20 protein-coding genes are annotated in these 19095 nt (G+C 46.6%); 4 read left to right on the top strand and 16 right to left on the bottom strand.

Features of this window, described 5'->3' with window-relative positions:
* Window positions 1-7: 7 nt before the first annotated feature.
* Both ACG3M1_RS09015 and ppdK read right to left on the bottom strand, forming a co-directional pair.
* Window positions 8-916 carry a DUF6017 domain-containing protein gene (locus ACG3M1_RS09015; protein ID WP_395815196.1) on the bottom strand — a complete coding sequence of 303 codons (909 nt, stop codon included), beginning with the start codon at window positions 914-916 and terminating at the stop codon, window positions 8-10.
* A 277-nt stretch (window positions 917-1193) separates the two neighbouring features.
* Entirely contained in the window at window positions 1194-3821 is a 2628-nt protein-coding gene (gene ppdK, locus ACG3M1_RS09010) for a pyruvate, phosphate dikinase (RefSeq protein WP_395815192.1), read from the bottom strand.
* Between the two features lie 324 nt (window positions 3822-4145).
* Between ppdK and ACG3M1_RS09005 the strand changes: the two genes are divergently transcribed.
* Complete coding sequence (locus tag ACG3M1_RS09005) at window positions 4146-5054, top strand: helix-turn-helix domain-containing protein (RefSeq protein ID WP_008819752.1); 909 nt, start codon at window positions 4146-4148, stop codon at window positions 5052-5054.
* Between the two features lie 210 nt (window positions 5055-5264).
* Here ACG3M1_RS09005 and ACG3M1_RS09000 read toward each other — a convergent pair whose 3' ends face one another.
* The 3 genes from ACG3M1_RS09000 to ACG3M1_RS08990 all read right to left on the bottom strand — a co-directional run bounded on the left by ACG3M1_RS09000 (window position 5265) and on the right by ACG3M1_RS08990 (window position 7915).
* Window positions 5265-6113 (bottom strand): DUF2262 domain-containing protein, encoded by an 849-nt coding sequence (locus ACG3M1_RS09000; protein WP_008818899.1) that lies wholly within the window; start codon window positions 6111-6113, stop codon window positions 5265-5267.
* Between the two features lie 158 nt (window positions 6114-6271).
* A complete protein-coding gene (locus ACG3M1_RS08995) occupies window positions 6272-7546 on the bottom strand; it encodes a glucose-6-phosphate isomerase (protein ID WP_008818900.1) in 1275 nt (424 codons plus the stop codon).
* A gap of 15 nt (window positions 7547-7561) precedes the next feature.
* Window positions 7562-7915, bottom strand: a complete 354-nt coding sequence (locus tag ACG3M1_RS08990) for a CvfD/Ygs/GSP13 family RNA-binding post-transcriptional regulator (RefSeq protein WP_008818901.1) — start codon at window positions 7913-7915, stop codon at window positions 7562-7564.
* A gap of 246 nt (window positions 7916-8161) precedes the next feature.
* Here ACG3M1_RS08990 and ACG3M1_RS08985 point away from each other — a divergent pair, with 246 nt between their 5' ends.
* Entirely contained in the window at window positions 8162-8617 is a 456-nt protein-coding gene (locus tag ACG3M1_RS08985; RefSeq protein WP_002608489.1) for a divergent PAP2 family protein, read from the top strand.
* Between the two features lie 16 nt (window positions 8618-8633).
* A complete protein-coding gene (locus tag ACG3M1_RS08980; RefSeq protein WP_002608488.1) occupies window positions 8634-8864 on the top strand; it encodes a NifU family protein in 231 nt (76 codons plus the stop codon).
* A gap of 100 nt (window positions 8865-8964) precedes the next feature.
* Here the strand turns inward: ACG3M1_RS08980 and ACG3M1_RS08975 are convergent, their stop codons facing one another.
* Window positions 8965-9966 (bottom strand): nucleoid-associated protein, encoded by a 1002-nt coding sequence (locus tag ACG3M1_RS08975; protein WP_021420293.1) that lies wholly within the window; start codon window positions 9964-9966, stop codon window positions 8965-8967.
* A gap of 185 nt (window positions 9967-10151) precedes the next feature.
* Here ACG3M1_RS08975 and ACG3M1_RS08970 point away from each other — a divergent pair, with 185 nt between their 5' ends.
* Entirely contained in the window at window positions 10152-10712 is a 561-nt protein-coding gene (locus tag ACG3M1_RS08970) for an HD domain-containing protein (protein WP_008818903.1), read from the top strand.
* A 172-nt stretch (window positions 10713-10884) separates the two neighbouring features.
* Here the strand turns inward: ACG3M1_RS08970 and ACG3M1_RS08965 are convergent, their stop codons facing one another.
* From ACG3M1_RS08965 to ACG3M1_RS08920, 10 genes are read right to left on the bottom strand one after another with little or no spacing between them, the layout of a single operon-like run.
* Window positions 10885-11178 carry a DUF4176 domain-containing protein gene (locus ACG3M1_RS08965; protein ID WP_002608485.1) on the bottom strand — a complete coding sequence of 98 codons (294 nt, stop codon included), beginning with the start codon at window positions 11176-11178 and terminating at the stop codon, window positions 10885-10887.
* 16 nt (window positions 11179-11194) lie between these two features.
* On the bottom strand, window positions 11195-12112 hold the full coding sequence (locus ACG3M1_RS08960; protein ID WP_009587481.1) for a hypothetical protein: 918 nt from the start codon (window positions 12110-12112) through the stop codon (window positions 11195-11197).
* An 11-nt stretch (window positions 12113-12123) separates the two neighbouring features.
* A complete protein-coding gene (locus ACG3M1_RS08955; protein WP_008818906.1) occupies window positions 12124-12342 on the bottom strand; it encodes a hypothetical protein in 219 nt (72 codons plus the stop codon).
* Window positions 12320-12613, bottom strand: a complete 294-nt coding sequence (locus ACG3M1_RS08950) for a pore-forming ESAT-6 family protein (protein WP_002608482.1) — start codon at window positions 12611-12613, stop codon at window positions 12320-12322. The genes ACG3M1_RS08955 and ACG3M1_RS08950 overlap by 23 nt, the downstream gene beginning before the upstream one ends.
* Before the next feature lie 10 nt (window positions 12614-12623).
* The gene (locus ACG3M1_RS08945; RefSeq protein WP_002608481.1) at window positions 12624-12926 is read right to left on the bottom strand and encodes a WXG100 family type VII secretion target; all 303 of its coding nucleotides are present in this window, start codon (window positions 12924-12926) and stop codon (window positions 12624-12626) included.
* A 10-nt stretch (window positions 12927-12936) separates the two neighbouring features.
* A complete protein-coding gene (locus tag ACG3M1_RS08940) occupies window positions 12937-13191 on the bottom strand; it encodes a hypothetical protein (protein ID WP_008818907.1) in 255 nt (84 codons plus the stop codon).
* Window positions 13184-17299: an FtsK/SpoIIIE domain-containing protein gene (locus ACG3M1_RS08935; RefSeq protein ID WP_207636069.1), complete on the bottom strand. Its 4116-nt coding sequence runs from the start codon at window positions 17297-17299 to the stop codon at window positions 13184-13186. Before ACG3M1_RS08935 ends, ACG3M1_RS08940 begins: the two co-directional genes overlap by 8 nt.
* The gene (locus tag ACG3M1_RS08930; RefSeq protein ID WP_008818910.1) at window positions 17287-17538 is read right to left on the bottom strand and encodes a hypothetical protein; all 252 of its coding nucleotides are present in this window, start codon (window positions 17536-17538) and stop codon (window positions 17287-17289) included. The genes ACG3M1_RS08935 and ACG3M1_RS08930 overlap by 13 nt, the downstream gene beginning before the upstream one ends.
* Window positions 17477-18001: a serine/threonine protein kinase gene (locus tag ACG3M1_RS08925; RefSeq protein WP_008818911.1), complete on the bottom strand. Its 525-nt coding sequence runs from the start codon at window positions 17999-18001 to the stop codon at window positions 17477-17479. The genes ACG3M1_RS08930 and ACG3M1_RS08925 overlap by 62 nt, the downstream gene beginning before the upstream one ends.
* Window positions 17998-18996, bottom strand: coding sequence for an FHA domain-containing protein (locus ACG3M1_RS08920; RefSeq protein WP_395815189.1), 999 nt, complete (start codon window positions 18994-18996; stop codon window positions 17998-18000). Before ACG3M1_RS08920 ends, ACG3M1_RS08925 begins: the two co-directional genes overlap by 4 nt.
* Window positions 18997-19095: the final 99 nt, after the last annotated feature.

Genomic DNA, 19095 nt, shown 5'->3' with positions numbered 1-19095 from the left:
CTTTCGTCTAATAGCCACCATTCATGTGATAATTAACTAAAGTTGTATAATAGCTATCTATGGTTCTTGTCGAGTTATAAAGCATTGTAAGCACGTATTGATAGATATTTGATATCTGTCCAGTATTCTCTAAAATACAATTCATTACATAGCGAATATGCTCTGCATTTATTCTCGAAAGTTTATTTTTTACAGTAGCACTTGGAATATCTTCTCTACCAATACGAATCTCTTTTCTTTTACTTTTAAGCGTATCTACCAATATTTCAAAGACTTCATCTAAAACACCTACATGAGTTTTAAAATCAATTGCTAAATAATCATAGTCTAGTTTTTCTTTGATGAAGTTTTTGTATTGCTCATAACTCACCTCATCTTCGTCTGTCATTTCGGGATTTTCCGGATAGATAGATTGATCAGTATAATTATTATCAGTCTTATTAATATTAGTATTATTACCTTGTACTTTTGACCTTTCTTGAATTGTATTTTTGACATCTCCAGAATTGTCCTTTTGACAATTCAAGACTTGTCTTTCCACAAGATTATCCACACCGCTAGGCAAGAAATTTCTGACATAAATAATATTTGGTTTTCCAAGTCCTTGTCGTACTCTATCAATTAATCCGCACTTAGTTTCAAGCTCATTGAGTAATTTAACAGCTTTCTTATCTGCACAGCCTAAACTAGCTTTAATTTCATCTATTGTGAAGATGATATAAATCTTTCCATCTTCATCACGCCAATTATTTATTGCTGATAAGCTCATACGATCTAACAAAATTCCATATAACAGTTTCGCTTCTGCTGATACATTCCAAAATTCTTCATCTACGAATAATTGCTTAGGCACTTTATAGAAAGTAAATTGCTCACTTTGTAAACCATAGAAATGCTCATGTTTTGTTCCAGCCATTTGTTTACCACCTCCAATTCCTTTTCGATTTTTGGAACAAAAAATAGAGCGTCTACAAATCCTAAATGGATAAGCAAACGCTCTATGTAAACTTCATATTTACTTTTAGGTAAAAAAATAGACGTACCATCGTTTTAATGATACGCCTATAATTATTTAGATATAAACATCAACAGTTAAATCTTCCCATTGATTCTTTCTAAGATAGCCTCCATTTGCCTTTCGGAAAGCCTGAGCTTCCTCAAAAGTTATGGTAAAAGTCCAAAATGGTTTTCGCCTATCTTTGTCTAATAGCAGCCTGTGCTGCAGCCAGTCTGGCAATCGGTACACGGAACGGACTGCAGGATACATAGCTCAGTCCCATACGGTGACAGAAATCAATACTGCTAGGATCGCCTCCATGCTCTCCGCAGATTCCCAGCTTGATTTCAGGGCGTGTCTTTCTTCCGCCTGCAACTGCCATTTCAATCAGCTTTCCGACACCCTTCTGATCAACTCTTGCGAACGGATCCTGTTCAAAGATTTTCTTTTCATAGTAATCGTTCAGGAATCCACCAGCATCATCACGAGAGAATCCAAAGGTCATCTGTGTCAGGTCATTGGTTCCGAAGCTGAAGAATTCAGCCTCCTCTGCAATTTCATCCGCCAGCAGAGCGGCACGCGGAATTTCAATCATCGTACCTACATGATATTTCATATCAAAAGCCTCACGCTTCAGAATTTCATCTGCCGTACGTACGACAACATCCTTGACAAATTTCAATTCGGCCTTATCGCCAACAAGTGGAATCATAATTTCCGGTTCAATCTTCCATTCCGGATGCTTGCGGTTGACGTTGATTGCTGCCTCTATAACTGCGGTTGTCTGCATTTCTGCGATTTCAGGATAAGAAATCGCAAGACGGCACCCGCGATGACCCATCATCGGGTTAAATTCATGCAATCCGGAAATAACGCTCTTAAGCTCATCCAGATCAATATTCATATCCTTAGCCAGCTGTGCAATATCATAAGAGCTTGTCGGCAGGAATTCATGCAGAGGCGGATCGAGATAACGGATGGTTACCGGCAGTCCGTGCATTGCCTCATAAATGCCCTCAAAGTCACCACGCTGCATCGGCAGCAGCTTGGAAAGTGCTTTTCTTCTCTGTCCTTCGGTTTTGGATACGATCATTTCGCGCACAGCCTTGATGCGGTCACCCTCAAAGAACATATGCTCGGTACGCACCAGACCGATTCCCTCAGCCCCGAAGGCTACTGCCTGTGCTGCATCCTTCGGTGTGTCAGCATTCGTTCTGACCTTCAGCGTACGAATCTCATCCGCCCATTTCATAAAGCGTTCAAAATCACCGGAAATCTCTGCCGGAACCGTTTTGATTTTACGTCCGTAAATATTACCTGTTGAGCCATCCAGAGAAATATAATCACCCTTATTATAGCGTTCTTCATTCACTATGAAATATTTTTCCTCTTCATTGATTTTAATATCACCGCAGCCGGAAACACAGCATGCCCCCATACCGCGGGCAACTACTGCCGCATGGGAAGTCATACCGCCGCGCACGGTCAGGATACCTTCCGATACATGCATCCCTTCAATATCCTCCGGTGAGGTTTCCAGACGGACAAGAATCACCTTGTGTCCGAGTGCAGTTTCTTCAATAGCTTCCTCTGCAGAGAATACGATTTGTCCGCAGGCAGCACCAGGAGATGCCGGCAATGCACTGGCAATCGGCTTTGCGCTCTTCAAATCCGCATCGTCAAAACGCGGATGCAGCAGGGAATCCAACTGCTTCGGCTCCACCATCATCATGGCTTCCTCTTTGGTAATCATGCCCTCATCCACCATATCACAGGCGATTTTCAGTGCAGATGCAGCCGTACGTTTACCGTTACGTGTCTGCAGCATGAACAGATTTCCCTTTTCAATGGTAAATTCCATATCCTGCATATTCTTATAATGACTTTCCAGTGCTGCACAGATTTCTGTAAATTTCTGATAAGCAGCCGGCGCGATTTCCTTCAGCTGATCGATGGTCTGCGGGGTACGGATACCTGCAACGACATCCTCGCCCTGTGCATTCATCAGGAATTCACCATACAGCTTGTTTTCACCGGTACTTGGATTACGCGTAAAGGCAACGCCGGTACCGCAGTCATTTCCCATGTTGCCGAAAACCATCATCTGTACGTTGACAGCTGTTCCCCAGTCTCCCGGAATATCATTCATTTTACGATAGAAAATCGCACGCTGGTTGTTCCAGGAACGGAAAACTGCTTCAATAGAGCGGTACAGCTGCTCTTTCGGATCGGATGGGAAATCTTCCTCCAAGGAATCCTTATAGAATTTCTTAAAGCGCTTCACCATTTCCTTCATGTCGTCCGCATCCAGATCAGTATCCTGCTCTACGCCTTTTTTCTCCTTCATTTCATCAATAATGTCTTCAAACTTCGCTTTGTTCAGTCCCATGACAACATCAGCAAACATCTGGATGAAACGACGGTAGGAATCATATGCAAACCGCGGATTATCCGTCAGTCTGGCAACGCCCTCCACAACCTCATCGTTGAGTCCCAAATTTAAAATGGTATCCATCATGCCTGGCATAGACGCACGCGCACCAGATCTTACGGATACTAACAACGGATTTTTCGGATCCCCAAACTGCTTTTTAGACAGTTCTTCCAATTTCATTAAATAATCAAAAATTTCCTTGCGAATTGCTTCATTGATTGCCTCACCGTCCGCATAATACTGGTTACATGCCTCAGTGGTAACAGTGAAACCAAAAGGTACAGGCATACCGAGGTTCATCATTTCTGCCAGGTTTGCGCCCTTACCGCCGAGCAGCTCTCTCATCTGCCCGTTTCCTTCTGAAAACAGGTAAACATACTTTTTGCCCATTAAGCATTCCTCCTCTTATGTAATCGTTTACATTGGATATCTTATATTATACAGCATTTTCATATATTTTCCTAGTATTAGTTAAAAAGTTATGCAATTCACAAAGTGCTCCATTCACTATATGCACAGCATGGCAGAATATGCTGCTGTCTTCCTGTCGGCTTTTTCTTTCCCATACATTTGTCATGATGTCAAATCTTTGGAATCATGCTATACTTTCAGGGATATGGCAGCAGCTGCAACCGCAGGTTGACAAAACGCAAGAGGAGCTTGGTAGCACAGCTGCAGCCCTTTTGCTAGGATATAGGTGTGAGGTGAACTACTATGAAATTTGGAGAAAAACTACAGAAGCTAAGAAAAGAGAAGGGAATGTCACAGGAGGAGCTTGCCGCTCGTCTGCACGTATCCAGACAGGCTGTCAGCAAATGGGAGAATGATCAGGGCTATCCCGAAACGGAGAAAATGCTGATGATTGGAAACATCTTTTCCGTAACTATGGATTATCTGTTAAAGGACGAGGGAGGAGACCAGCCGCAGGAACAGGGCTTTTATGCGAGTCGGGAATGTGTACAGGGCTATCTGCAGCAGGAGAAAAGAATTACGCTGCGGATTGCTGTCGGGACGCTGCTCTGCATTCTTTCCGGGCTGCCGATTCTTATTTTCCCACAGCTGGAGGATGTCATGAGTGTCTTTTCAATGCTCATCATCGCCCTGGGTATCGCCGTGTTTGTATCCCTTTCCTTCGATAAGGATGAATACAAGATACTCAAACAGGAGCCACTGTATTTTGATCACGATTATCTGCAGGAGCTGAAGGGTGAACATGACGGACTGCAGAAAAAATTCAAGCGTCTTATTATCGGCGGACTGCTGCTGATTTTTCTCAGCTGTATCATCGCGATGATCAGTGAGGATGTTTTGCATATGGAGGAAGGATTGCTGGATGCTGTCTATCTGCTGCTGATTTCCACTGCTGTCTTCCTGTTTATTTATGCAGGCTGCTCTATGGACACATATGAACTGCTTGTTGATAACGAGACATATCGTAAAAAAAAGCATGGAGAACGCTTTTCCTGGCTGTATTATGTCACCATTGGCTGTGCTTCCATTCTCTATGTCGGCTTGGGAATGCTGTTTGGTAAAGAGGCATGGCGAACCGGCTGGATACTTATCGCCGTCACATGGCTTGTGACCTACGGCATCGTCAGCGGTATCAGTATGCGCAAGAAATAATGACAGCCTTAACCGGATAGCGAACTGCAAGAGATCTTCCCTATCCTTACCTGTGTAGTCATTTGTAAATAGATGCATCCATTCTGAAATACCGGTATTTCAGAAAAAAGCAAATCGCCTTTATGATAACGATTTGCTTTTTCTTTTGCCATTATAAGAGCCTTCCCAGTCAGAAAAACGAACAGAGCAGTCTGTCCGTTTTCTATATAACTAACCCGCAAACTGGGCGTCATACAACCCCTTTTCCATATTTCCGCTGACAATGATAACATGTCCTGCAAATATATCGCCGTCATCATAATACAATTCAAACTCCCCATCCTGTGACACGTTGACAGACTCTATCCGGATACGACGTATAAATTCATCAGCACACAGCTCATCTTCGTCTTCATCCTGCCACTCAATTGCACAGCTGAGTAATTGCTCGGCAGCGTACCGGCGGGCTTTTTTATCCCATGCAGCGGCATCCTCCTGCAGCCTGCGAAAAACAGTTAATGCCTTATCCGCACGCTTATCATCATGCTCATCTGTATCCAGTAAAATCTCTGCCTTTTGCGCATTCCAATCCCCCTCCCCCTGAAACATGGACAGGGAACGGTTCAGCTGCAGTTGACAGGTATCTGACAGAGATAAAAAGACAGGCTTCTGATATTCCTTCAGCAGTTCCTGCAGCTGCGGCTGTTTTACATTTCGCTCCAGTACATCCACCAGCAGCAGACAGGCACCGGCAGGAATCTCCTGATTTGACCATATCGTTTTTTTCGGCAGGGATTCCCGCACCTTTAAACGATAAATCGTTTCCTTTTTCAAACGAAACACTTTTCCCGGTTTTTTATTTTCCTTTTCACTCAGCATCCACTGCAGTACCTTTTTCTCCTGCTTCAGCTCTGCAGTTTTACCATCTATGTGGGCAAGCAGCCGCATACTGACTGTCCAACAGCGTTCCCCTTTCATGCGGCAGGAGCCTGCATCATCCTGTGTCAGTGCATAGATTTCCTTGATCTCTTCCGCAAAGCCTTCCTCAAATTTCTTTTTTTCTGTTCGTTCCTTCCACATTGCAGCTCTCCCTTTCTTCTGAAAACGGGATATTTCCAGTTTGGAAACATCCCGTTATACACAAATGATACCAATAGAGCTTGACCTGTTCTTATTTCCGTACTTCCTATATACCCTTTCGTTTCACAAGCTCAGCAAACGTTTTATCTTTGCCCGTCCTATTTTTTCCCCAACAGACGGAACATATTCTTCTTATAGACCTCTACGCCAGGCTGATTGAACGGGTTGATATCCAGCATATAGCAGGTAATGGCACATGCCTTGAAGAAGAAATAGCACATATAGCCAAAGCTTTCCGCACTCATATCGTCCAGTGTCAGAATCAGATTTGGAACACCGCCTGTTTCCTCGTGTGCTTCCAAAGTTCCCTGACACGCCATTTTGTTTACCCAGTCAACGGATTTTCCTGCCAGATAATTCATGCCATCCAGATTATCCGCATCTTCCGGGAAGTTCAGATCCAGCGTTGGCTTGTCAATCAGCAGCAGTGTTTCATACAGAACCTTCTTTCCGTCCTGTACAAACTGTCCCAGAGAATGCAGATCGGTAGAGAAGTTTGCGCTTGTCGGCAGATTTCCCTTGCATTCCTTTCCTTCACTTTCTCCGAACAGCTGCTTCCACCATTCCGCAACCATCGTCATCTGTGTTTCATAGCTTACCAGCATTTCCACATCTTTTCCCTGATTTTCCAGAATACGGCGGCTTACTGCATAGGCATAGGCATCGTTTTTGCTTAAATCCGGATCCTTTAAATCTTCATAAGCCTTTTTCAAACCGGTCATGATAGCATCGGTATCAATACCTGCCACAGCGATTGGAAACAGTCCAACCGGTGTGATGACGGAGAAACGTCCACCAATATCATCCGGAATTACAAAGGTTTCATAGCCTTCCTTATCGGCAATCGTTTTCAGCGTGCCTCTTGCCTTATCCGTTGTCGCAACAATTCTCTTTGCGGCTTCCTCTTTTCCGTATTTTTCTTCCATAAACTGCTTCAGCAGACGGAATGCCAGCGCGGTTTCCGTTGTTGTACCGGATTTGGAAATTACATTGACTGCGACTTCCTTATCCTTGATGTACTCCATAACCTGCGCAATATACGTGGATGAGAATGTATTACCGAAGAAAATGATTTCCGGTTTTTTATCACTGTACATTCCATTGATCATTTCAACGGCAGCTCTGGCTCCCAGATAAGAACCACCGATACCACAAACCATCAGTACATCGCATTTTTCGCGGATGTCAGCCGCAACGCTCTTTAATCTTGCATACTCTTCCTTGTCATAATTGTTTGGCCATTCCACCCAGCCGACATAGTCGTTTCCCTTGCCGGTCTTGTTGTGGAGATCCTCATGGCATTTGGTAACGATGTCCTGATAACCTGCAATGTCTTCCTTCAAAAATGCATGCTTTGTGTCTAATTTCATCATATGCGTTTTCTCCTTTTACTTTGTTGCCTCTTCGATCCACTGATCCAGATGCTCCGCCAGTGAAGTAAACCCGATATTCATCTGCGGCAATTCGTGGACGAATCTGCGTTTTCGCATGGAACGAGCTTTATTTGCTTCTACAGCTTTCAAGGACAGCTTGAAATGCATGCCGTCTTCATCGACATCCAGAATTTTCACCTTTACACGTTCATTGACCTTGACATACGTATGCACATCCCGCACGAAGCGCTCACTGATTTCAGAAATATGAATCAATCCGTTGTGCTTGCTGTCCAGATAAACAAATGCGCCGTAGGGCTTGATTCCGGTAACGACACCTTCCACGACCTCTCCAACCATATAATGCATCCACTCACCTCATTTCATCATGCTTATTATATCATATCTTTTCTGATTTTGTGTTATAATAATATGGCAGAGAGCGTAAAAGGCTGATGATTCGCCGGTAACTGCTGATAATGGATGCGGAATACACAGATTCCCATGCAATACCGATGGGTATGATTCCACCGTGTTTCTAGTTCCATATATCTGCATAAACAGCAGCGAAACGTTATACATACAGCACTCTGGACTATATGAGGTGATACAGACATGAGTTCGATTTACCCCCTGGTGGCTGCCCTTCTGGCAAATGTCATCGCCCAGGTTCTAAAGCCGATCGTGCTTTATTTCCGTACCAAGGAACTGGATGTGCATCAGTGCATCGCCTGCGGAGGCTTTCCAAGCTCACACAGCTCTACGGTAACAGCCCTGACGATTGCGATCGGCATGAATGAAGGCTTTGATTCCGCCCTCTTCGCGATTACCTGTGTATTCAGCTTCATCGTTATTTACGATGCAGCCAATGTCCGCTACTACGCAGGCAGAAATATCCAGCTGACAAAGCAGCTGATCAGCGATTTGGAAACATTGAAGGGTTTGAAATTCAACGATCCGATCTATCACGAGAAGATCAAAAGCGTTCTCGGCCATAAATTCATTGAAATACTTGGAGGTATCCTGCTGGGCATACTGGTATCCCTGTCCATGTATCAGCTTATCCATTAGAGAAAGAAGGAATAGGATGCAGACTAAGATAGATGAAATCAAGCAAACCATTGAAAAAATACGTCCATACATACAAAGAGACGGCGGCGATGTTGAATTCGTATCCTTTGAGGACGGCATTGTCGGTGTGCGTCTTCTGGGAGCATGCGTCGGCTGCATGTCCATCGACGATACCATTCAGGGAGGTATTGAGGCGATTCTTCTGGATGAGGTGGAAGGTGTCAGTGGCGTTGCGCTGATCGAGTAGTTATAAGACAAAAAAACACATGCTGCAGTTTATATTTCTAAATCCTGCTGTCATGTGTTTTTTCATATCCTCAAACGTACTATCCTTATTATCGATGCAACTATTTACTTGTGATTCGGGTGATGTTTTTCAGCTGTATGGAAATCGTTCCATCCGGCTGATTTTTAAATTCCACAAAATCACGGGAATTCATATAATCCACCGGAATAATGATTTCGATTCCCTTGTCTGTTTTTATCTTCTGTACCTTGTCCGAGCGTGCCGGCTTCACATATTCCACCTCAATCGGCTTTTCAACGCCCTGCTTGCGCAGTTCTTCGCGAAAATCATCACGGGCAAGCGGCTTCTCTGCAAATAGCAGCTCTGCGACCTCCTCAATTTCAATCGGTGTCTGCTGCTCAATATTCTCCTTGATGATGCTTTTCATTTTCGGAACGACCTCCATCTGATTCAAATCGTATTTATCGCTGATTTCCTCTGTGATTTTCGCCAGTGAGGATACCGCTTCCTTATACGATGGGGAGGTTGTGCTTTCCAGTATGATATCCGCAAAGAAATTCACCTTCTCCGCTTCGATTTCAACCTTGCTTTCCACACAATGCAGCGCATAATCACTCAGCTCTACGAGAAATGCCTTATCCGCCTTGACCAGAGAGGAGGATAACAGCGTGCGATAGGGGATGATTTCATTCCGCATACCGGCTTCCTCCTGTACAAGCGTATGTGTAATTCCCTCACTGTACGCATTGTCGATAACCAGCAGATAGCGCCTTCCCTCTTCCATCACCTGTGCAATCAGCAGATCGCTTGGATAGTATAAGGCACATCGCAGCTTCGCATCGAATATATGGCGTGCAAGCAGCTCACTGAGCTGTTCAAAACTTTGTTCCTGCAGCTTATAGCTGTCCAGCCACTGCTTAACCTGCGAGCTTTCCTTGAATTTTCCGCTTTTTTTGGAGGAGCTTGAAAAAACCTTGGATGCCTTGGTCTGCATCATTTTTTCAACCTCCGGCTGCAGCTCCTGCATACAGGCGGTACTCATAATACATGTATTCTGTTCACAGTCCAAAACGTGGACAATCACCTTTTCAAAATCCGGCATAAGCTCCCTCTTTCCTTTTGATAGACATTCCTGTTCATTCCATGTCTTTGCCTGTTTATGATACCCCATTTTGCAGTCTTTGCATAGTATGAATTGTCTGTGAAAATAAAAATCACAAAATGTTCACATGATTTATTCACAGAGTAGTGCTATAGTAATGTCAATGTAAAAAAGGTGGTCATGGAATGCAAAAAGCAATTTTTTCCAGAATTGATTTGAATAACGCCGACAATGATCTGGCTCAGGAGTATCTGAGCTGTATCCGGGATCTGCTGCATCTGCATGATGTACAGGACCTCAAAGCATTTACACAGCATATGAATACATCAAGATTTCAGCACTCGCTGAATGTCTCTTATTATACTTTTCTGATAGCACGGCGATTCCATCTGGATTCCTGCAGCGCCGCAAGAGCCGGCCTTCTTCATGATCTGTATCACTATGACTGGAGAAATCTGGATAAGGAGGAGCGTCCCATAGAAGGAAGACACTGTGCCGTACATCCGCAGATTGCTTTGGAAAATGCACGTAAGGCAACCTTCGTTAATACGATTATCGAAGATGCCATCGTACACCATATGTGGCCGATGACTCTGCGCTGCCCCAAAACAAAGGAGGGCTGGGTTCTGCAGGCTGTTGATAAATACTGCGCCATCAGCGAAATTCTTTTGCAGGGTGGAAGAAGAGTGCGATATTCCAGACTTGCTATTTCACTGGCTGCACTGCTTTCCTTCAGCATTCGATAGCACTTATATACAGATAATGCTGTGTTTGGGATTCATTTCCGGGCACAGCTTTTTTCTTTTATCGAATGAACATGCTGCTTGAATTTCCGTCAGTCGCCTATCCTATATAAAACACGTCCTTTCTCTGTTAAGAGATGCGGACGTGTTTTGATTCTACAGGGCATCCAACAGCTTATTCCAGCAGCTTCAATTCCTTAAGCTTTTGTTCCATATAGCTGCGAAAGGCGAATTCCTCTTCCTCCTGCAGCCCGACATGATAGATGCGGTCAATGTCCTCTCCCTGAAACATATACAGCTCGGAGGCATCCAGTATGCCTTCCGGATACAGCACCGCAGCATAATCATACAGGATACCGCTGGAACGCTCCTCCTGAATTCTACCGATAATCATTAGTTTTTTTCGCCCTTTCTTCAGGGTGATTACACTGCCAAGAGGCAGAATATTTCGTAATGCTTCCTTTTTCATTCCTTATACCTTCCCATCAGTAATTGATTTTAACTTTAAATCCCAGACCTGCAAGCAGTGAAGCCTTTCCGCCAAACTCCACTTCCCCTGTTTTACTGGAAAACTCTGCACCAACGCCGGCAGCACCAAGCTCACCGGTACCACTCAGCGTTATGTCTGCGCCAAACAAAGAGAATTTGCCCTTTACCTCCCCCTGTACGGCCGCCACTCCGATTTCGCCCTTCAGCGTAACCTCATCCTTCTTAATCACTGCCTTTGCGGCTCCTTTGGCAACACCGACTCCTACAGAAGCCTCAATCCCGGCATGCACATACGAGGTTCCGATATCAAAACCGGCTTTCAGCTGTGCGAGCGCAGCTTCTGCTTCCGCCTCCAATTGCAGCTGCGGATTCCAGGTGCCGTCATCATACAGCAGCCCCTTCCCATCCACAGACATGTGGGCACTGCCAAGTGTAAACTGGGCATTTGCCGATGTATATTTGCTGTTTTTTCCCACTGCATAGCGAAAGGCATCAAAGCCGCCGAAAATTCCGGCACAGATACCGTTTTTCGCATAATCGACAAGGGATCTGCCATTGCCGAAGGTCGTATGTGTGCGATGGGTGGTTTTCCAGCTGTCCTTTCGTGTATACCAGGCATCCGACCAATCGCTGTCACTGGATAGGGATGCTGCTGTTCGCAGCTGTCCAGCCTGCTTCAGAAGACGCTGCTCCATCGATTCATATTGCATTTGTGACTCATGGAAAAAGGCTTGCAGCTGATACAGCTGTGCAGACAGCTGTCGCTGCAGGACAGATAAACGGTTTAGCTGCGTTGTTTGTCCCAGAATATTCTGGAGCTGGTAAACAGAGGCACTCAGGCGGCTGCTTTGTTTCCAGGTTTGCTGTGTGCTTTGCTGAAGCTGCAGCAGTTTTCCGGTATGTATCTTTATCATTCGGCTATTGCCTACAGCATACGCAGACCCTCACATATCCGAATCTGTTCCTGCACATTATGCAGGACATTGCGATACTGTCGCTGCAGCAGGGGAAGCTCTGCGCCCTGTGCTGCACTTGGCAGCATGACGGTTTGCTGGCGCAGCTGTGTCTGCAATGCATACAGCTGCTGCAAGTAGCCGTTTGCCATGGTCTGGATAAGAATCCTAGAAGCCTTCGGCACTGGCATTCAGCTGTGCCTCCATGCTTTGATAGGTAGATACCGTCTGATCAAGGAATTTTGCATAGGATTCGACAATTGACCGATAATTGTCAAAAACCGGCAGCATTCCGTGAAAGCGGGATCTTATTTTTTCTGAAGCCGGAGACTGCCAATAGGCAGCAAGCTGATTCATTGAAGTACCGATTTCCTGCAGACAGGAATTCAGCTGTTGATTCTGTGAACGGATACTGGCAGCTGTCTGGGTTACCTGTGCCAGTGTAATTTGTAGCTGATCCATGATACACCTCCTAATTGACCAGACGGCGGGCCATCTGTGCTCGTTCATCCTGTGTCTGTCGATAGGTCTTGGCACTCAGCTTGAGAAAAGCCGCATACTCGCGCATGAGTGCCGCCATCTGCTGAAAGTCTTTTTCAAACCCCTGAATCTGTGATACAAAGGCCTGATTATCCTTTCCCTGCCAGCCGCTGCCCATCGCCGCCACCTCTTGAAATAAACGGCGGTAATTCTTTTCGTAGGACAGGGTCTGCTGCTCAATCTGTCCTGCCGCACTGTCCAGTCTGGCAGGATCCACTTGTATTTTTATACTCATTTCATTCCTCCTATAAGATGATGATGCGTTCTGCGTTGCGAATGCCGGCATCCTTAACACACAATGCGAAATCCGGCATGCTGTCCTGCTGCTCCAGATACCATATAGCATCCTTTAGACTGCCCTTTTCCAAATGCCAGGCAGCCTCCAGTAATCGTGATACAAAGCGGTGTACAACACCCAGTTTTGCCTGTGCGGGAAGCAGCACCTCCATACCCTGCTGCACCGCTGGTACATACACCTCCACCAGTATTCTTTCATCCATTTTCCTCGACCTCCCATAGCTGCAGTATTCTGCATGTATCCTCCTCCCAGTAAATCGCTTCCTTGCTTTTCAGTATTTTATCTGTCTGCACATTCCTTTTTAACGTATAGGAATGCTCCTGAAATCCTTTTCCCATCCAGAGAACAGCGGCATCAAGCCATACCGGTGCATACCAGTCCCATAGGGAATACGCACTTAGATGAGGTATGGTTTCAATAAAAATATGATGCAGCTGCTCTGCCTCCAGCAGTTTCTTCATGAAGGCTGTATCCAGAGTCAGCTCATCCAGCTGATGCCATACGATATATTGCTTTTGCGGCTGCTTCAGCAGTCGATCAAGCGTATCCAAGGAGGACGGCTTTCGTTTCGCAAGCGGATGCGGGCTGAATATATGGACACTGCCTCCTGTTTCCAGCTGCTTCAGATAGAGGGAAATGAAGCTGTCATTCAGACGGTAGGCAGCCAGAAGAAACAGACAGCGCCCTGTGGGATAGGCTGTATAAATTTCCTCCTGCGTTTTGATTTCCCTGCCCAAAAAGCTGCTGTCACATTGCATTGCAAGAGGATGGGAAACATGTGCCGGCATACGTGGAACAGCATAAGCCGGCGGTGTTTGCGAACGGGATGCCTTCATCCATGCCTCCTTGCGATAGACGGCAATCTGAAACATACAGAGAGTATCGTTATATTTCATTAGACCACAGCCCGGCTGTGTCAGCGGAATACAGCTTTGTTCACAGGAGAAGAGATAGCTGTAATCCTCATGCTGTGCACACTGCAGGGCATACCAGTCTTCCAGACAGGCCTGTATACGCATGGGAATCTGCTGCAGAACAGCCGTTGTGATACAGCATACAATGCCGTATTTTTTTCCTTCGCGCAGCAGATAAAGCAGTTCCTCCTCCAGCTCCTGATACAGTTCATGAAACACTTCATAATTATGAAGAATACAAAGGATTCCCTGTTCGCTTCTCTGTGCTCTGCGCTGTTTTATCATGCGCCTCATGAAGCTGAAAAAGCTTTGAATTCCCTCTGCATCCTCTCTTTGAAATACAGCGGCAACCTGCTGGTACTGCGCATATTTCATGAACAGCGGCTTATCGAAATCAAACAGATAGAGTATGTTCTCAGACTTCACAAGACAGCTTTGAATCAGCGTTTCCACAAACATGCTTTTCCCGCTCCCCACCATGCCGCACACAGCGAGGTTGCGTCCGTCCCACACGGACATGGAAAAGGGAATCTGCTGCTGATGGGCAAGATCATCCAGCAAACCAAGGGTCAATGCAGTTTCCTTAGCCGGAAGCTCCTCCTGTTGCAGATTCGGCTTTAATGGCGGCATCCACAAAGGAGCGGCACGCTCTGTGCTGATAGCACACAGTGCATCACAAACCGCCTCCAGCTCGGTTTTTGCCACCGTACCGCCTGCCATCGGTAAATCCTGCATATTCCCGTCACTGTCATAATAGGAAAGATACAGATCCGATGCCTCCTTTCCGCAGGGATCATAGGGTGCCTGTGTCCAGGCGCTTTGCCCCTGCACAAAGACCTCATCATGTCCTACCTGTAAAAACAGCTGACCGGGATGCTGCAGATGGACAGCGGAGTCCTTTTTCAGCATATCCATACTGTCATTGCGATCGGCAACCTTTAAACAGAGACGAAAGCGTGCATTGCTCCAAATCTGTTCATCCACAACACCGAAGGGCTTCTGTGTTGCCAGCAGCAGATGGATACCCAGGCTTCTTCCGATTCTGGCACACTGACGCAGATGATCAAGAACCGCCGGAAAGAGCTGCTTCAGCTCGGCAAACTCATCTGCTACCAGAAACAGGTGGGGCATCGCCGTAAGGGAGGGATGCTGCTTTCTGAGCTGCATGTATTTATCGATATCCATACTGCTGATTCCATACCGCTCCCCTGTATCCGCCAGCTGCTGCTGTCTGCGGGTAAGCTCGCCTTCTATTGCACACATACAGCGCATCAGAATGCCCTTATCCAGATTCGTAATGATACCAGCGGTATGCGGCAGCTTTGCCAGAGCATTGGCCATTGTCCCCCCCTTGAAATCAATCAGCAGAAAGCTGACATCCTGACAGGAAAACGTAACAGCCAGCGACAGCAGATAGGTTAGAAGACATTCACTTTTGCCGGAGCCGGTCATTCCCGCAAGCAATCCATGCGGTCCGTGGCTGTGTTCATGCGCATCCAGATACAGCTCACCGCCGTCTGCACTTTGTCCGATGATCACGCGCAGACTTTTCGCAGCATCACTCCCCTGATAGCGGGAGGCTATCTGAAGCTCCTCAACACTGTGACAGTGAAACAGCTTTAGAAAGCTCAGCATTTTCTTACCCCGTGCACTATCCTTTGGATACGCTGAGCGTTGAACAAAGGCAGCACGTCTTTGCCTTTCTGTGCATGTATCGATTGTAAAGTCCGCATGACGCTGCGGCCATCGCACGCTGCGGCCGTTTATCTGCAGCTGAAGATCAGCAGCGTTGTTCAGCGTATCGCTCCAGCGCAGTTGGTGAATTTTTTCATGCGCAGGCAGCTGCAGAGAATCGGTAAGACACGGCTCCAGAATACAAACGATGACATCCTTGATACCTTCATCGTCCACCACTGCTTCCAAAAGACGCCTGCAGCGGCCTGCGCTTGTCTCATCCCATACAAGCAGTCGCTGCCTGTCCACAAACAGGTGTGGCAGACAGAACAGCTTTTCCCTTGAAATCAGCGCTTTATCCGCAGCGATACAGATACGGGTTTCCTTTTCCGGCTGCTGTATGACCAGCTGCAGCAGGATATTCAGCAGCGTGTCGATGCATACGGATCGTTCGCCCTCCAGACACAGAGACTGACACTCGCGAAGATCTGCCACGATGGGGACATTTTCCAATCTGAACTGACCAGCCTGCAATCCGTGCAGCTTATCCAGTAGCACATCCTGCGTCATGGAGGATACATGAGGAATCTGCAGATCAACGCCCGCTGGACAGCTGCCCTGTCCCAGCACCACATGCAGCCAGTCCGCATGATTCACACAGCGAAGACGATACGGCTTTTGAGCAAGAAAATCGACACAGAGCTTGGAAACCGGCGGATACCAGTGCTGTAGATATGCAGTCTCCTCCTGCATTGCCTGTTGAATACGCTGTTTCACCTCCAGCAGATAGCAGGAGTACACATAGCATCGTTTTTCTTCCTTTCTACGCTGCTGCTTTCGCTCATAACGCTTGGAGAGCAGCGGCCAAAGGATTGTTCCCAGCGCCATGCTGAGGGACATGAGCAGTGTCGGTACCACAGAAAGCAAATCCTGCTTTCGCTCTGCTGCCAGCCAGAAGGAAAACAATCCCATTGCGGTGGAGGAAAGCCCCATGGTAATGGAGGGTCCCAGTACAAAGATTGCAGGAAGATTTTCCTGTGTGCCTTTGGCCAGAGGCAGCTCGATTTCCATCGTTAATTTCTGCACAGGCTCCGGTGTCAGGCATATGGCTGTGCCTGCTTCCTTTTCCTCTATGACAGTTTTGCAATAGGAAATTTCAGAAAGCCTTGTATCCGCTATTTGCTCTGGAACGAAGATACTGTCCTTTCCCATCAGCAGCATCACATTCCCAAGATAAATGACATCGCCCGGCACTACTGTATGCCTTGTAATGCGATCCCCGTTGACATAGCAGCCATTGGTGCTCGCCTGATCCACCAGCTCCCACTCCGTATCCTTCGCTTGTAAAAGCGCATGACATAGAGATATTCCAGCACTTTTCAGACACAGCTCCTGTGTGGAGGAACGCCCGATATGCACAATGCCCACCAGGGCATAGCCATGAAAGCGCAGAGCGTTTGCACACAGTTCTTCTGCATAAAAGCGTATCCGCTGCCCCTCTAGTGCAATCACGCAATGAAAGCCCGGTTCTATTTCCTTCTTATGCAGCTGATACAGAGGAGAAGCAGACTGCGTAACATGAAAGCTCCATCCGCCTATTCTCCATACTGCCTGCACCGCAACATCCCGATACTGATAAACAGGCACCGTCTTTCGCTGGTTTATCAGCAGAACCGTTTGTATGCCCTTGTCCTGCAACACACAGAGCTTTATCCTTTGCATAGCCTTACGAGCTCTTTCATAACAGCCTGCATGCTGCCAAAGCGCTGATTCCTTTCTTCCTGACAGCAGTGCAGAAGCAACGCATCCAATGCATCCCTGCATGCACCATCTGCAGGAAACTGTCCATGACGCAGGACATAGCAGGTTCTTCCAAAGCTGTAAATATCACTTCGCTCATCACAGTTCAGCGTACCAGCCTCTTTGGGAGAATAGCCGGGGAGACACCGCGGCTGCGACATCCTGTTCCTGCAGAAAACGGCTGGTCGCAAAATCCAGTAGATAGACATTTCCCTTCCAGTACTGCAGATTGGACGGCTTGATATCCAGATGTACAATCTGCTGCTCATGGAGATACTGGAGAAGTTCTCCCAGCTGCAGGCACCACTGCAGACGCTTTTGCTCGCTGCTGCAGCCCTGTATACGCGATAAGGAAACACCGGGAATATATTCCATCAGAATACAGCGGTACTGTTCCTCCTCAAATGCTGATATCAGGTGCGGGATACGCTCATGCTGCAGCCATCCCAGCATACATGCCTCTCTTTGATATACCGCCCGCAGATAAGCATCTGAAAATTTTGCATGATGCCGTACAATGCGTTTCAATGCATACAGCTGTGATGTCACGATATCCCGTACCAGAAACACCTCACAGGCCGTTCCCTGATACAGGCAGGCACAGATCTGGTAGCGCAGATTCATACGATTTCCTCCTTCTGCCAGCGAAACTGCAGATTCGCAAACCGTATGACATCCTGATCCTTCAGTTCACGGGATGTTATTCTTTCACCGTTGATATATGTGCCATTGGCACTGCCGCAGTCCTTCAGCACACCCTCCTCGATGCAGGCGTGATGCTGGGATATCGTTTTCCCACTCAGCACCAGATCATTGTCCTTTGCCCGACCGATTGTAAACTGCGCCTTATCCACACGTATGCTGTTCCATGACTTCAGATCCACCAGACAGCTGCAATCCTGTGCAAGCAGCTCCTGCGTCGGACTCTCCAATTCCTTTTGTACCGCATAGCCGCCACTCTCCTCTGCGATTGCAAAGGAAGGTACAGCCATCGTCTTGGGAGCGGGCAGATCGCGTACCTGAAACGGTTCTTCCCTTGTGATATGAAACAGCTTTTCCAATAATCCCAAAGGCTTAGCCTGTGCAGCTTGCAAATCATGCAGCCCCTGTAAAACCTGAGGCAGCGTCAGATCTTCGCTGCGCAGGCAATAGCCTAGAAATCCCAGTGCCGCAAAATCCTGTGTTACACGGACACAATCCAGTAAATCCTTTAAAAACTGCTTCAGCTCCTCCTTTTGAAACAGCCAGTTGTCCACAACCAGCGGAAATACAAGAAAGCGCAAAAGACCTCCGTCATAGCTGAGAAATACATGCTCCAGCCGCATGGATACCGGCTTTCCGGCATTTACCTGCACCATATCCTCGAGTACATACAGCAGAAACGGCAACAGCTCTCTTTCCGCAAACAGATGCGCCTGTAAATACTCCTTCAATGTCAGATACCCCTTCGTATCATAATACAGCCTGGTTTTGCTGCGGGGATCACGCACACAGAGCAGACAGCGCTCATCCTTATGAATCTGTTGAAAGATATACTCATCAAAATCCTTTGTCCGCTTTAACACCACCTCCAGAAAACCATCATCACGAAGCTCCATATGCTTTAACATAGCATCCATTTTTATCACCTCGACTTGCTTTTTACACTAGTAAATACGTAAAAAAAACATGAAACTCCTAAAAATTTCATGATTTCACATTTTTTCACATTTTTCAAA

Origin of the sequence: Clostridium sp. 10cd* (genome assembly GCF_044336395.1) — a bacterium.
Lineage (GTDB): Bacteria > Bacillota_I > Bacilli_A > Erysipelotrichales > Erysipelotrichaceae > Clostridium_AQ > Clostridium_AQ innocuum.
Note: the sequence above shows the minus strand (reverse complement) of the source record. Positions and strands in the feature narration are given on the sequence as shown.